Here is a 13,539-nt window from a genome sequence, read left to right as displayed (position 1 = left end):
GTGGCGGGTCAGGAGCCGGAGTTCAGCGCCGTGGTGATGGCGTCGGACGCGGTGGCGGCTGCCTTCCGGGGGTCGCCTCCGGTGAGTACGGCCGTCATGTAGTCCTTGATCGGGTTCTTGGCCTCCACGGCGGCCCAGCCCGGGGTGTTGGGCGTGGCGTGGCCCTCGGCGGCGCCGACCGCCATGGCCGCGGCACCCGGGTCGGAGGCGACCGCGGAGGCCAGGGTGGTCTTGTTCGGGACGTAGCTCATGGCGAGGGCGAGCTTCTTCTGCCAGGTGTCGCCGGTGAGTTCCCTGATGAAGGTGTAGGCCGCGTCCGGTTTGGCGGAGGCCGTGGGGATGACGAGGTCGGAGCCGCCGGTGAAGACCGCGCCGGGGGTGTCTGCGGTCTTTCCCGGGATCGGGAAGAAGGCGAGCTTGCCCTTCAGTTCGGGGTTGTTCTCGATGACGACGTTGGCGCGGCCGGGTGTCGCGACGGTCTGGGCGATCCTTCCCTTGGCCATGACGTCCGCCTGCGGAGGGTTGGCCTCGTCGGCGTCCTTGGGGCCCTTGCCGAGGGCCTGGAGCCTCTCGTAGAAGTCCATGCCGCGGATCGCCTCGGGCGTGTCCAGCGCGCCCTTCCACTCGCCGCCGGACTCGGTGGCGAGGTCGCCGCCCTCGTCCCAGACGAAGCCCGCGAGGATGTACCAGCTCTGGCCGGGCAGGTAAATGCCCTGCGTGTCACCGGAGTTGAGCTTCTCGGTGGCGGCGATCCACTGGTCGCGGGTCTTGATGGCGGCCGGGTCGATGCCCGCCTCCTCGAAGAGGTCGGTGCGGTAGATGACGACCCGGTTGGCGGCGTAGTACGGGATGCCGTACTGCTTGCCCTCGTAGGCGCCCGGCTCGGCGAGACCCTTGAGCCAGTCCTTCCCGCCGAGTTCGTCGACCTTGTCGCTGAGGTCGAGCAGGCCCCCGCTCTGCGCGAACTGGGCGACCTGGGTGTTGCCGGTCTCGATGACGTCCGGAGCGTCGTTGCTGGCGAGGGCGGCCGTGACCTTCTCGCCGATCCCGTCCCACTCCTGGATCTGCACCTTGACCTCGATGTCCGGGTGGGCGGCCTCGAAGCCCTTGACGAAGTCCTTCTGGAACGCGGCCGAGACGCTGTCGCGCATCAGCCAGACGTCGATGACGGTCCTCCCGCCGGAGCTTTCGCCCGAGGCGTCGGAGGAGCTGTTGCAGGCACTCAGCCCGGCGGTCACCACGAGCACGGACACACCGGCGAACAAGCGGAGCTTCACGGTTCACCTCTGGAGGACATGACCTGACCACCTGACCAGTGAAGTCCACTGGACAGCTCACCTGTTGATGTGAGGACGAAGGTGGCATAGACCATTCGAAGGCGTCAACCCCCTGTGTGGTGCGGGGAAGTTGGCGGTTACACTTCCCTGGTCAAGAGAGCAGCTGCGGGTGACCACTGGTCAACTGGTCAAGTGGTTAACTGGGGATTCCGCACATGAGGGAGTGCAACATGAAGGCCGACGAACCGGGTGCGGTGCTCAAACGGGAGCGAGTCCGCGACTTCATCCTCGACCTCGTCGAGTCACACCACCCGGGGGACGCGATCCCCTCCGAGCGCGCCCTGTGCGCCCAACTCGGCGTGTCCCGCCCGACCCTGCGCGCGGCGGTCGACGAACTGGTCGCCGCCGGTCTGCTGGTACGGGAACACGGCCGCGGCATGTTCGTGGCACCCGAGAAGATCACCCAGGAACTCGTCTCCGGCCAGCAGGCCATGACGGTGCCCCAGTCCTCCGGGGCCTGGTCGAGCCGTCTGCTGGAGTTCACCACCATCCCGGCGGGCGCCCGCGTGGGCCGCAAGCTGCGCCTCTCGCCCGCCGCCGAGATCGTGTACGTGGCACGGCTGCGCCTGGTCGACGGCTCCCCGATGGCCATCGAGCATCTGCACATCAGGGCCGACCTCGTACCGACCCTGTCCGCCCAGGAGTTGGAGGCCGGCGACCTGTACGAGCACCTGCGCGAACAGCACGGCGTACAGGTCCAGGAGGCCGTCCAGGCGATCGAGCCGACCGTCGTCACCCGGGCCGAGGCCGAACTGCTCGATGTGCCCGAGCTGTCCCCGGCGCTGCTCTTCGAGCGGCTCACCTCGGACACCACGGGCCGGCCCGTCGAGTACGTCCACTCGATCTACCGAGGCGACCGCTACCGCATCGTCTCCAGGCTCACCCTCGGCCCCTCGGCCGCGGCACCGCCGGCCACGCCCGGACACCACCCTGGCATCCCCCCGGGCGACTTCGCGGACCGCGACACCACCGCGTCCTCCACCCGCGGGGACATCCAGTCGACGCCGTGAGCCACCGCGGTCCGTCCGGGTCCGCCGACGCGACAGGGCGGGGGAGGAACAGCTCCTGGCTGTTCCTCCCCCGCCCTGACGGGACGGGCCTCAGATGGCCTGGGCGGTGGGCAGGACGGTGATCTCGGTGAGGTTGACATGGCGCGGGACGGCGGCCATGAAGGCGACGGTCTCCGCGATGTCGGCGGACTGCAGACAGTCGATGTCGTGGATGAGGTCGGCCATCAGCTTGGAGGCGTCCGGGTCGGTGACGTGGTCGGGGAGTTCGGTCTCGACCATGCCGGGCTCGATGGTGGCCACGCGGACCATCTTGGGGCCGAGTTCGACGCGGAGCAGCCGGGTGAGATGGCTGATGTACGCCTTGGTGCCGGAGTAGATGGAGAACTTCGCCAGGATGCGGGTGGCCGCGATGGACGAGGTGTTGATCAGGTCGGCGGGCCTGCCCTGGGCGGCGGCGTCCGTCAGATGGGGGAGGAACGCGGCGATGACGTTCATCAGGCCGCCGATGTTGAGGTCGATCTGGCGCTGCCAGTCGTCGACCTTCAACTCCTCTATCCCGGAGATGAGTTGGACTCCGGCGTTGTTGAACACCAGGTCGGCCTTGCCGAAGCGCGCGGCTACCTGGTCGGCGGCGCTCTGGACGGCGGCACGGTCGGTGACGTCGACGGCCAGGGCGAGCGCGGTGCCCCCGGCGGCCTCGATCTCCTTGACCAGACTGTCGAGACGCTCCTTGCGCCGGGCCAGTACGACCACGGTGGCGCCGAGTTCGGCGAGGCGCCGGGCGGTCACGGCACCCATACCGCTGGAGGCACCGGAGACGACGGCGACACGGCCGGCCAGGGGGGTACCGGTGAGCAGGGCAGCAGACATCACAAAACCTCAGTCTCTTGGACGGGAAGATCCGGGAAATCCGGAGGGTGGGTGAGCCGGTGGGGCGCGGGCGCCCGGCGGTGTGTGTCAGGCGACGTCGTCGTGGGCGGTGGCGGCGGACTTCTCGCGCCACGCGGCGAGATCGTCCTGCACCTGCTGGTACTTGACGTCCAGCCGCTCCAAGGTGTCCCGCCCGAGGTAGAGATGCGTGGGCGGCTTCTCGGCGGAGGCGGCCTCGACGATGAGCGCGGCACCCTTGACGGGGTCGCCGAGCTGGGCGTGGTTGGCCCGGTCGATCCAGTCCAGCGTCACGTGCGCCGGGGTGTCGTCGTAGTCGGCGATACGGTCCGCGGCCACCGACAGGGAACTGGCGTCGAGGAAGTCCGTACGGAACACGCCCGGTTCGACGACCATCGACTGGATCCCGAACGGGGCCATCTCGACGGAGAGCGCCTCGCTGATGCCGGCGACGGCGAACTTCGACGCGCAGTACAGGCTGACACCGGGCTCGCCCTCGAAACCGGAGCGGGAACCGATGTGCACCAGCCGGCCCGAGTCCTGCTTGCGCATCACGGGCAGCACGGCGCGGGTGACGTTGATCAGGCCGAAGACATTGAGGTCGAACAGCGACCGGGCCTCCGCGTCGGTGATCTCCTCCAGCGCGCCGAGCAGACCGCGACCGGCGTTGTTGACCAGGACGTCGATGCCGCCGAACCGCTCCACGGCGGCCTCGACCGCCTGCGGGATGCTGTCGTTGTCCGTGACGTCCAGGGCGACCGCGAAGACCTTGTCGGAGTTCTTCAGATCGTCCGGCACGCGCTCCGGGTTCCGTACGGCGACCACGACATCGTTACCTGCCGCAAGAGCGGCACGGGCGATTTCCGCACCGATTCCACGGGAGGCGCCGGTGACGAACCACGTAGCCATGGGAAAACCTCTTTCGTCTTTTCTCGGATCCCCTTTTCGGGGATTTCCTGTTGACGAATTCGAGTCTGCCCGTCGGCCGCGGTGCCATGAAGGCCGCGCTTTTCCTGGGAGTCCCACACCTAGGAAAGGCGCGGCATTTCGGGTGCGCTGAGGGAACCCAGCAGGGCCAGTCCGTCGGCGGAGGGGGACCCCGGCTCGGCCTGGAGGACGACGAGCTGCTGTCCCGGGACGCTGCGGATGGTGAGGGCCTCGTGCCGCAGCTCCAGGTCGCCCACGACGGAGTGGCGCACATGCTTGACGTCGTAGGGCGGGACCCGGGTGTACTCGCGGGCCCACAGGGCGCGGAACTCGCCGCTGCGCACCGACAGCTCGCCGACCAGCTCCAGGATGCGGGGATCCTCGGGAGTGCTCGCGGCGGTCCGCTGGAGGTCGGCGACCGCACGGTGCCTGGCCCGCTCCGGGTTCCGGTAGAAGGTCTTCGCCGTGGGGTCCAGGAAGAGCATGCGCAGGACGTTGTCGTGCTGGGCGAAGTCGCCGTAGAGGGCGTCGGCCAGCGCGTTCGTGGCCAGCAGGTCCTGGGCGTGGCCGATGATGAAGGCAGGCGTCCCGGTCCAGCTCCCGATCAGCTGCCGCAGGTGCGGGCGGACCCGCTCGACCCGGACCGGGGACTTCGTACGGCGGCCCGCCGGCCGGGCCAGCCGGAAGAGTTCCGCCTTGTCCTCGTCCCCGAGTCGCAGTGCGCGGGCGAGGGCCTCCAGCACCCGGAGCGAGGGGCTGAGTTCACGGCCCTGCTCAAGTCGGCCGTAGTAGCTCGGGCTGACACCGGCGAGCGTCGCGACCTCGTCACGCCGCAGACCGGGCACCCTTCGCCGGCCCGCACCGGACAGTCCCGCCGCGTCAGGGCCGATGCGTTCTCTGCGGGAGCGGAGGAACCGACCCAGCCCTCCCACCGGGTCAGGGTGAATGTCGTTGTCCATGCCGTCAAGGCTAGGCGGCGAAGGGCGGGCGGAGTTCTGCCGACGGTGGGTGTATTACACCCAGGATCGCCGGGTCCCCACCGGGACGAAGGTTTGTAGTCTGGCCCCATGAGCAACGGGACACCCCTGGGTGATTTCCTCAGAGCCCGCCGAGAAGCCCTGAAGCCGCACGAGGTGGGTCTGCCCGAACACGGGCGGCGCCGGGTGCCGGGCCTGCGCAGGGAGGAGGTCGCGCTGCTCGCCGGAGTCAGCTCCGACTACTACATCAGGCTCGAACAGGGGCGCGAGAACAGCCCGTCCCCGCAGGTCCTCGACGCCGTGGCGCAGGCGCTGAAACTGGACGCGGAGGCCACCGACCATCTCAACCGGCTCTGCCTCACCGCCTCGCAGCGCCCGCGCGACCGGGGCGAGACGGCCGTCAGCCGGCAGTTGCTGCAGCTGATGGACGGATGGGAGCACACCCCGGCCTTCGTCGTCGGCCCCGCCCTCGACATCATGGCGGGCAACTCCCTCGCCACGGCCCTCCACAGCGGGTTCGACGCGTTCGACAACCTCGCCCGCATGGTGTTCGTCGATCCGGCGGGGCGCGAGTTCTACCAGGAATGGGAGCGAGCCGCGCATTCCTGCGCCGCCGAAATCCGGGCCGCCTATGGCCACGACCCCGAATCGGCCCGTATCGCCGAAGTCGTGGCGGAACTGTCCGCCCAGAGCGAGGAATTCGCCGCGCTCTGGCAGCTGCACGACGTGAAAGGCAAGTCCCAAGAGGGAAAGCACCTCAAACACCCCCAGGTCGGGGACCTGCACATCGCATTCGCGGCTTTCACGGTCAACGGCGCCCCGCACCAGCAACTGGTGGTCTACCAGGCCGAACCGGCCAGCCCGACGGCGACCGCCTTCGAGACACTGAGGGCCATGGCCACCCGGCCGAAGCAGGCCGAGGCAGTCCAGAGGTAGCGCCACGGAGGCAGGCCCACACACCCGCAAGAGGGGTGCAGGGGACACAGTTCCCGCCGGGGTGCAGGGGCTGTGCCCCGCCGGGGGGCCGGGGGTGTGCTCCGCCGGGGTGCAGGGGCAGCGCCCCGCTGGGGGTCCGGGGGCTGTGCCCCTGGTGGGGTCGAAGGGGCGGAGCCCCTGGGGACGGGACGGGTAGGGACGGCGGGGGCGAGGAAAACAGCCCTGCGCTGATCCCGCGCGGGCTTTCGGCTCCACCCATACCGACGGCCCGCACCCGGCCGATGGGATCGGATACGGCGACTTCTACCCGGTGACCCTGTGGGGCCGGATCGTCGGCGCCGTGGTGATGGTCGTCGGCATCACCACGTACGGCATGGTCACCGCGGCCCTGGCCACCTGGTTCGTCGGCAGGGAGGAGAGGCGCCGGCACCGTCTCAGGCGTTGGGGTCGCCGGCAGCCGTCGGCTCCTGCTGGAGGAAGGCCGTGAGCCACTTCTCGGTGTGGGCCACGTGGGCCGAGGCCGCGCCCGCGGCGGCGACGGGGTCGCGGTTGGCGAGCGCGGTGGCGATCGCGCGGTGGTCCTCGTCGCTGGCGCGCTTGATGTGCGGGCCGTCGGGCAGCGTGAACACCTGGTAGGCGCGGGACCGGGCCCGGAACACCCCGAGCAGGGAGCCGAGCGTGGGGTTGCCGCCGACGCGGGCGATCTCCGCGTGGAAGCTCTGGTCGAGGGCGGAGACCCGCTCCGGGTCCTCGGTCGCCTCCATCGCCTCGATGTGCTCGAAGACCGACTTCAGCGTCTCGGGGGTCATCCGGGCCGCCGCCTGCGCCGCGGCATGGGACTCCAGGATCCGCCGGATCTCGTACATCTCCAGCAGCCCGGCGAGCGGCAGCAGGTCGACCGTGAGCGACAGGCTGCCCACGATGTCCTCCGGCCGCAGTTGCGAGACATACGTGCCCGAGCCGTGCCGGGGCTCTATGACCCGCAGGGCCGCGAGCATCCGTACGGCCTCGCGCAAAGAGCCCCGGGAGACGCCCAGTTCCTCGCACAGTTCGCCCTCGGGCGGAATGCGCTGCCCGGCCACCAGGCGGCCGGTGGAGATCATGTGCCGTAGCCCGTGGAACGCCTGGTCAACTGCGGACATTCTTCCCCTCCTGAGGACTTGGCCGCTTCGCTCGGCCTTCGGCAGCCTACAGAGTCATCTGATGAGTTACGGCATCTCCCCTCAAGTCATCCAATGACTTATTTCGCGGACGTAATCGGTCGGTCACGACGCCGTCAAGTCGCATGCCGCCTCGCCGGGGTGCGCCCTCGAATCCACCTCATCGGCATATTCGCAGGTAGAGTGGCATGTGTCAGGTGTTCAAGGGTGCCATGCGGCGGTGGATCGCCCCTCCCGGTCGCGTGACCGTCTGATGTCGACGACCCCGAACCCTTGCCTGCCCCAGGGTGTCAATGCCACGATGCGCCGCAAGTCATCAGACCTATTTTGGCAACCGTCCGATGTGTGGGCCCGCCGTCGTGGGGCCGGGGAGATCGTGAGTCATACGTGAGCGAGCTGGACGTCAGCACTGTCACCACCGCGCCGAGCCCCCTGCTGCTCGCCGATGGAAGACCGGCGGCCGAGGCCTGGTCGCTGGACCCCGCGCACAGGCACCTCAACCACGGGTCGTTCGGGGCGGTTCCGGTCGTCGCGCAGCAGGAGCAGAACCGGCTGCGCGCGGACATGGACCGCTCGCCCGGCGTGTGGTTCCCGGGCCTTCCGGCCCGGGTCGCGGCAGCCCGGGCCGAGGTCGCCGCGTTCCTGCGGGTCGCCGTGGACGACCTCGCCCTGGTGCCGAACGCCAGCGGCGGCGCGAGCGTCGTCTACACGAACGTACCGGCCAGACCGGGCGGCGAAGTCCTCGTGACGGACCACGGCTACGGCGCCGTGACCATGGGAGCGCAGCGCCTGGCCCGGCGCTGGGGCGGCACCGTCCGCACCGCGCACGTCCCCCTCGACGCGGACGAGGACCGGGCGTACGAGGCCGTCCTCGCCGGGATCACCGACGCGACGGGCCTGATCGTCCTCGACCACATCACCTCGGCGACCGCCCGCTGGATGCCGGTCGAGCGGATCGGACGCGTCGCGCGTGAACGCGGCATCCCGCTCCTTGTGGACGGCGCACACGTGCCCGGCCTGGCCGAGGACCCGCTCGCGGGCCTCGACTGCGACGTGTGGATCGGCAACCTCCACAAGTTCGGCTGCTCACCCCGCGGTACGGCCGCCCTGGTCGCCCGCGGCCCGCTCCGCGACGACCTCCACCCCCTGATCGACTCGTGGGGCGCCCCGGAGCCGTACCCCGCCCGCTTCGACACCCAGGGCACCGTCGACGTCACGAGCTACCTCGCCGCGCCGGCCGCCCTCGACTTCGTCGAGAACACCTGGGGCTGGGACACGGCACGCGCCTACATGGGGACGCTGGCCGACTACGCCGAACGGATCGTCTGCGACGCCTTCGCCGAACTCACCGGTGAGAACAGCGCAGTTGATGTCGGCATGCCGGTCAACGCGCTGCGCCTGGTCCGGCTTCCCGACGGTCTCGGCACCACCCGTGACACCGCCGACGCCCTGCGCGACCGTGTCGCCGCGGAACTGGGCGTCGAGGCCGCCTTCACCAGCTTCGGAGGCATCGGTTACCTCCGGCTGTCGACGCACGTGTACAACACGGCCGCCGACTTCGAGTACTTCGCCGAGCACTGCGTTCCGGTGCTCGGCGCATGGGCCCGCACCCAGCACGGCGCACACCTCACATCGCAGTGATCCATCAGATCCATCAGATCCATCACAGACCCCCCGGAACACAGACCCCCGGAACTGGGAGAGCACAGTGTTGAGCAGAAGAAAGGCAGCGGCGGTCGCCCTCGGGCTCGCCACCGCGTTGACGGTGTCGGGCTGTGCCGTCGGCGGCGGCTCCGGTACGAGTGACGGAACCGTCACGCTCCACATGGTCGAGAGCCTCACCAACCCGGCCCGGACGGCCGTACTCAAGACCCTCATCGGCCAGTTCGAGAAGCAGAACCCCAAGATCAAGGTCGATCTGATCTCCCCGCCCACCGAACAGGCGGACCAGAAGATCCAGCAGATGCTCCAGTCCGGCAGCGGCATCGACACCATGGAGGTCCGGGACATCACGGCTGGGCCGTGGTCGACCAACGGCTGGATCTACGACATGAGCAAGGAGCTCAAGGGCTGGAGCGGCTGGGACGCGCTCACCGACAACGCTGTCAAGTACGCCAAGGACGCCAAGGGCCGCACGTACTACATCCCGTACGGCTTCTACGGCCTCAGCCTCTACTACCGCACCGACCTGGTCTCCGAGGCCGGCTTCAGCGCCCCGCCCGCGAGCTGGGACGACCTGCTGAAGCAGGCCACCGCCATCCAGGACCCCGACAAGCGCCGGTACGGCTACGCCTTCCGCGGCGGAACGAACGCCAACAGCAACGCCGTCGCGGTCATCGAGGCGTACGTCGCCGACAGGATCGACCGTGACAACGGCTTCAAGCTGACCGACGGGAAGACGATCTTCTCGGCACCGGAGGCGCTCACCGCCCTGGAGACGTACTTCAAGCTCTTCAAGAAGGCGTCGCCGCCGTCGTCCGTCGCCTGGGGCTACCCGGAGATGGTCGAGGGCTTCTCCAACGGTTCGACGGCCTTCCTCCTCCAGGACCCCGAAGTGATCGCCACGGTGGGGGAGTCGAAGTCGATCACCACGAAGCAGTGGACCACGGCCCCGCTGCTGACCGGCCCCAGCGGCAAGGCCGTTCAGCCGGTGGCGACCGCGGGCTGGGGCATCGCGTCCGGCAGCAAGCACAAGGCGGAGGCGGTCAAGCTGGTCGAGTTCCTCTCCGAGGGCGACGCGGCCACCACCTTCGACAAGAAGAACAGCCTGGTGCCCATTCTCAAGAGCTCCGCCGACGACACCTTCTACAAGACCGGTGCCTGGGCGAGCTACGTGAAGATGACCGAGAACCCGGACACCTACATCACGGTCACCCAGCCGCGTAACTCCTCCTGGTGGACCGAGTGGATCCAGAAGTCCGACTCGGAGATCCAGAAGGTGCTGCTGGGCAAGATGACGCCCAAGGAGCTGCTGGCGGGCTGGGACACCTACTGGACCGAGAAGTGGAAGAGCCAGTAGGGCTGGCAGGAAGGCCGGACGTGAATCCCTCAACGACCGACGCGAAGGCCCGGCAGGCCGCGCCGCCGCCCACGGACACCCCGGGGCGGGCGGCGGCCCGGCCGCCGGCCCCGCGCCCGCGCAGGCCGGTCTTCACCGGCCGCCGGGGCCTGAGCATCGCGGCGTTCATGGCCCCGGCCGCCCTGTTCGTCGCGGTGTTCGTCTACTACCCGATGATCGCGGGCGGCCAGATGGCCTTCCGCAACTGGAACCTCAACGACCTCACGGACACCTCCTGGGTCGGCCTCAAGAACTTCAAGGGCATCCTGGACGACCCGGTCTTCTACACCGTCCTCGGCAACACCGCGGTCTGGGTGGTCGGTTCGATCGTGCCGCAGTTCGTCATCGGCTTCGCCATCGCGCTGTGGCTGCGCCGCAAGTTCCGCTTCCGCGGGCTCTACCAGGCGTTGATCTTCTTCCCGTGGGCGATCTCCGGATTCCTCATCGGCATCCTGTTCCGCTGGATGTTCAACAGCGAGTTCGGCGTCGTCAACGACCTGCTGGAGAAGGCCCACCTGATCGACACCCCGATCCCGTGGCTGGCCGACCCGAAGACCGCGATGACCGCCGTCGTCATCGCCAACATCTGGTACGGGGTCACCTTCTTCACCATCATGATCCTGGCCGCGCTGCAGTCGATCCCCGACGAGATCTACGAGGCCGCCGCGCTCGACGGCGCCGGCAAGGTCCGTACGCTCTTCCAGATCACCATCCCCTCCATCCGCGCGACGCTGGCGCTGACGGTCCTGCTCCGGGTCATCTGGATCTTCAACTTCCCCGACATCATCTTCGGCATGACGGGCGGCGGCCCGTCCAACGAGACGCACATCGTCACCACGTGGATGATCTCCATCACCCAGCAGGGCGACTACGGGAAGGCCTCGGCGGTCGGTCTGATCGTCGTCGCCATGCTGATGGTCTTCTCGGTCTTCTACCTCACGGCCACCCGGGAGCGGAACGGAAAGACGTCATGATCAACAAAGAGTCCACCGCCGGACGCGCCGTACGCGTCACGTTCCTGACGGGCTGGCTGATCGTCACCGTCTTCCCGCTCTACTGGATCACCATCACCTCGCTCAAGAGCCCCGGGACGATCTTCAGCCCCTCGATCGCCTACTGGCCCGAGCACTTCTCGCTCGCCAACTACACCGGCCTGTTCAGCAAGGCCCAGTTCGGCGTCTACCTCACCAACAGCCTCGTCATCGCGACCGTCGCCGGCGCGGTGGCGACCCTCATCTCACTCCTGTCGGCGTACGTGCTGGCGCGCTTCGAGTTCCGCAGCAAGACCGCACTCCTGATGGCGGCCCTGGTCACCCAGATGATCCCGTCCTTCATCGCACTCGGGCCGCTGTACATGCTGATGACAGAACTCCAACTCGTCGACAACCGGCTCGGGTTGACCCTCGTCTACATCGCGGTCTGCATCCCCTTCTGCACGGTGATGCTCCGCGGCTTCTTCGAGAACGTGCCGGACGCGCTGGAGGAGGCCGCCATGATCGACGGCTGCTCACGGCTCGGGGCACTCTTCCGGGTACTGCTGCCGGTCATGCAGCCGGGCATCATCGCGGCGTTCATCTTCAACTTCGTCAACTGCTGGAACGAGCTGTTCCTGTCGGTCACCCTGATGAACAGCGACGCCAACAAGACCGTCCCCACGGCACTGAACGGCTTCATCTCCAGCTTCAACATCGACTGGGGCTCGATGTCGGCGGCGGCGGTCCTCACGATCGCCCCGACGATGGTGCTCTTCGCCTTCGCCAGCCGATACATCGTCCAGGGACTCACTTCCGGCGCGGTGAAGGGATGACCGGCGCTCCCCGGGCTTCTAGAGCCAGTCCCGCCGCTTGAAGATCACGTACAGACTGACGCAGACGACCCCCATCAGGCCGATCGCGAACGGATACCCGAGGCTCCAGCCCAACTCCGGCATGTCCTCGAAGTTCACGCCGTAGACGGTCCCGACGAGCGTGGGCGCGAACAGGATCGCCGCCCAGCTGGAGATCTTCTTGAAGTTGTCTACCGAGCCGCTCTGACCTGCGGCGATGCGGTAGTCATCGACTCTGACCTGAGCGGACAATGCTTTCGGACCCTTTCGGGATCGTGCCGCGTTGCGCAGTCGATTCTCCCCACGCGCTCCCCAGGACGGCTCGTACTCCCCAGATTCCCCCCGGATGGCTGTCGGTTGGCAGCCGTTGAGCGTGATCTCGAGTGCTCCCGGGACGGATGTGCCGGTCGCGCTTCGTGAGTGATGCCCGTCCTGTCCACCGGGTGACCGGACGGCGCGTGCTGTCCTTGGAGTGGGCCACGCTGTGGTCCCCGCGCTCGACGTGGATCACCCTGGGCCTCGGCCTGATGGGCATGCGGGAACGAGCCGCCCTCTATGGCGGGAGCGTCAGCGCGGGGCCGGCGGGCGGCGGCGGACGGAGCGTCGAGGCCGTCCTCGACTTCACGCCCCGGGCGGTGCCCGATGACCACCGTGCTCATCGTGGACGACCAGCCGCTGCAACGCTACGGCTTCCACCTGCTCCTGGACTCCGTCCCCGGGACCGACGCCGTCGGTGAGGCCGCCCACGGCGCCGAGGCTGTCCGCAAGGCCGCCGAACTGCGCCCGGACGTCGTCCTGATGGACGTGCGCATGCCCGGCATGGACGGCATCGAGGCCACCCGCCGCATCGTCGCCGCCGGTGGCCGTTCGCGCGTCCTCGTGCTCACCACCTTCGACCCCGACGAGTACGTCCACGCCGCCATCCGCGCCGGTGCCAGCTGCTTCCTCCTCAAGGACGCGCACCCCGAGGAACTCCTCGCCGGCATCCGGGCCGTCGCCGTCGGCGACGCGGTCATCGCCCCCGCTCTCACCCGCCGCCTTCTGGACGAGTACGCCCAGTACGCCCCCTCCCACAGAAGCGACTCCGCCGAGGACCCGCGACCTGGCTCCCTCACCGACCGCGAGCGCGAGATCCTCGTCGCCATCGGCAAGGGGTGGACCAACGGCGAGATCGCCGCCCGCTTCGTCCTGTCCGAGTCCACCGTCAAGGCCCACGTCGGCCGCGTCCTGGCCAAGATCGGCGCCCGCGACCGTATCCGGGCAGTGATCTTCGCCTGCGACCGCGGCCTCGCTCGGCCCAACGCGGGCTGAGCCGAGGAACAGTCGGCCGGACACCCTGAGTTCCCGGCCGCGAGAACACCGCCGGGAGGCCCCCGGTACCACCGCTCGCACGCCGCTGACCAGTCCGCCGACCTCGGCGT

The 13,539-nt window shown here is 68.8% G+C and carries 12 protein-coding genes and 2 pseudogenes; 8 read left to right on the top strand and 6 right to left on the bottom strand.

From position 1 onward, the window contains the following. Window positions 1–8: 8 nt before the first annotated feature. Window positions 9–1,277, bottom strand: coding sequence for an extracellular solute-binding protein (locus ACWDR4_RS08990; RefSeq protein WP_450405827.1), 1,269 nt, complete (start codon window positions 1,275–1,277; stop codon window positions 9–11). Between the two features lie 230 nt (window positions 1,278–1,507). Here ACWDR4_RS08990 and ACWDR4_RS08985 point away from each other — a divergent pair, with 230 nt between their 5' ends. Next, window positions 1,508–2,347 (top strand): GntR family transcriptional regulator, encoded by an 840-nt coding sequence (locus tag ACWDR4_RS08985; protein WP_450405824.1) that lies wholly within the window; start codon window positions 1,508–1,510, stop codon window positions 2,345–2,347. 90 nt (window positions 2,348–2,437) lie between these two features. Here the strand turns inward: ACWDR4_RS08985 and ACWDR4_RS08980 are convergent, their stop codons facing one another. From ACWDR4_RS08980 to ACWDR4_RS08970, 3 genes are all read right to left on the bottom strand, one after another. Further along, window positions 2,438–3,220 carry an SDR family oxidoreductase gene (locus tag ACWDR4_RS08980; protein ID WP_450405821.1) on the bottom strand — a complete coding sequence of 261 codons (783 nt, stop codon included), beginning with the start codon at window positions 3,218–3,220 and terminating at the stop codon, window positions 2,438–2,440. An 84-nt stretch (window positions 3,221–3,304) separates the two neighbouring features. Further along, window positions 3,305–4,144: an SDR family NAD(P)-dependent oxidoreductase gene (locus tag ACWDR4_RS08975; RefSeq protein WP_450405818.1), complete on the bottom strand. Its 840-nt coding sequence runs from the start codon at window positions 4,142–4,144 to the stop codon at window positions 3,305–3,307. Window positions 4,145–4,263: 119 nt separating this feature from the next. Next, the gene (locus ACWDR4_RS08970; protein WP_450405816.1) at window positions 4,264–5,121 is read right to left on the bottom strand and encodes a helix-turn-helix transcriptional regulator; all 858 of its coding nucleotides are present in this window, start codon (window positions 5,119–5,121) and stop codon (window positions 4,264–4,266) included. Between the two features lie 108 nt (window positions 5,122–5,229). Here ACWDR4_RS08970 and ACWDR4_RS08965 point away from each other — a divergent pair, with 108 nt between their 5' ends. Next, window positions 5,230–6,075, top strand: coding sequence for a helix-turn-helix transcriptional regulator (locus ACWDR4_RS08965; protein ID WP_450405814.1), 846 nt, complete (start codon window positions 5,230–5,232; stop codon window positions 6,073–6,075). Between the two features lie 277 nt (window positions 6,076–6,352). Then, a pseudogene (locus ACWDR4_RS08960) lies at window positions 6,353–6,511 on the top strand (ion channel); the annotation flags it as partial. Here ACWDR4_RS08960 and ACWDR4_RS08955 read toward each other — a convergent pair. Then, window positions 6,510–7,217, bottom strand: a complete 708-nt coding sequence (locus ACWDR4_RS08955; RefSeq protein WP_450405812.1) for a FadR/GntR family transcriptional regulator — start codon at window positions 7,215–7,217, stop codon at window positions 6,510–6,512. The pseudogene ACWDR4_RS08960 and the gene ACWDR4_RS08955 sit on opposite strands and share 2 nt — an antisense overlap. Before the next feature lie 405 nt (window positions 7,218–7,622). On the opposite strand from ACWDR4_RS08955, the gene ACWDR4_RS08950 reads away from it, so the two are divergent. From ACWDR4_RS08950 to ACWDR4_RS08935, 4 genes are all read left to right on the top strand, one after another. Further along, window positions 7,623–8,876: an aminotransferase class V-fold PLP-dependent enzyme gene (locus ACWDR4_RS08950; RefSeq protein WP_450405809.1), complete on the top strand. Its 1,254-nt coding sequence runs from the start codon at window positions 7,623–7,625 to the stop codon at window positions 8,874–8,876. Between the two features lie 70 nt (window positions 8,877–8,946). Next, the gene (locus ACWDR4_RS08945) at window positions 8,947–10,254 is read left to right on the top strand and encodes an ABC transporter substrate-binding protein (protein ID WP_450405806.1); all 1,308 of its coding nucleotides are present in this window, start codon (window positions 8,947–8,949) and stop codon (window positions 10,252–10,254) included. 20 nt (window positions 10,255–10,274) lie between these two features. Further along, window positions 10,275–11,267, top strand: a complete 993-nt coding sequence (locus ACWDR4_RS08940) for a carbohydrate ABC transporter permease (RefSeq protein ID WP_450405804.1) — start codon at window positions 10,275–10,277, stop codon at window positions 11,265–11,267. Next, entirely contained in the window at window positions 11,264–12,100 is an 837-nt protein-coding gene (locus ACWDR4_RS08935) for a carbohydrate ABC transporter permease (protein WP_450405802.1), read from the top strand. Before ACWDR4_RS08940 ends, ACWDR4_RS08935 begins: the two co-directional genes overlap by 4 nt. An 18-nt stretch (window positions 12,101–12,118) precedes the next feature. Here ACWDR4_RS08935 and ACWDR4_RS08930 read toward each other — a convergent pair. After that, a pseudogene (locus ACWDR4_RS08930) lies at window positions 12,119–12,310 on the bottom strand (CorA family divalent cation transporter); the annotation flags it as partial. Between the two features lie 450 nt (window positions 12,311–12,760). Here ACWDR4_RS08930 and ACWDR4_RS08925 point away from each other — a divergent pair. After that, window positions 12,761–13,429, top strand: a complete 669-nt coding sequence (locus ACWDR4_RS08925) for a response regulator (RefSeq protein ID WP_450405799.1) — start codon at window positions 12,761–12,763, stop codon at window positions 13,427–13,429. The last annotated feature ends 110 nt before the right edge of the window (window positions 13,430–13,539 follow it).

The sequence above is a fragment of the Streptomyces sp. NPDC000878 genome (genome assembly GCF_053599695.1).
Note: the sequence above shows the minus strand (reverse complement) of the source record. Positions and strands in the feature narration are given on the sequence as shown.